The sequence below is a fragment of the Micromonospora endophytica genome (assembly GCF_003236305.1).
In the GTDB taxonomy this organism is placed as follows: Bacteria; Actinomycetota; Actinomycetes; order Mycobacteriales; family Micromonosporaceae; genus Micromonospora; species Micromonospora endophytica.
The window spans coordinates 1-520 of sequence record NZ_POTX01000519.1; the positions used below are offsets into that span (position 1 = coordinate 1).

The following is a 520-nucleotide window of genomic DNA, read 5'->3' on the forward strand; positions in this document are numbered from 1 at the left end:
GGCGGATCCTGCACGACGGTCCCGAGCGACGCACGCATGTGCTGGCCTGGTGGCGTGGGGTGGCCCGGATGCGGGCCGACCTGGGCGGCGCGGGTGCCCGCACCGACCAGATCGGGGCCTGGGTGGCGTTGGACATCCACGGTGGGGAGCTGAGCGGGGCGCTGTATCCCGGCACCAGCGGCCCGGACTGGTATCCCCGTCCGTGGCGGGGGCTCTTCTTCGACCGGGCGGTGCACCGCACCGGGCAGACCATCATCCCGTACGGGCCGGCCCGATGAACGAACCGGTGACCAGCGAGACGTACGCCGCCCAGCTGCGGCGGCTGGCCGAGTTGACCGCGCGGGTGCAGGAGCAGCAGGAGGAAGCGCGGTCCTGGTACGCGCAGCAGTGCGCGGCCGCTGATCACGCGGTGGCCGAGTCGGCCGACGAGGTGACCCGGGCCGAGCACGAGCTGGTGGCGGCCCGTGAGTCGCAGGAACAGGTGAACGCCGAGGTGGCGGTGCTGTGGCAGGAGCTGAAC

Annotated in this window: 2 pseudogenes; both read left to right on the top strand. The window is 73.1% G+C overall.

The features are described from left to right. Window positions 1-278: pseudogene (locus C1I93_RS30870) on the top strand (FtsK/SpoIIIE domain-containing protein); the annotation flags it as partial. Next, window positions 275-520: pseudogene (locus C1I93_RS30875) on the top strand (hypothetical protein); the annotation flags it as partial. The pseudogenes C1I93_RS30870 and C1I93_RS30875, both read left to right, overlap by 4 nt.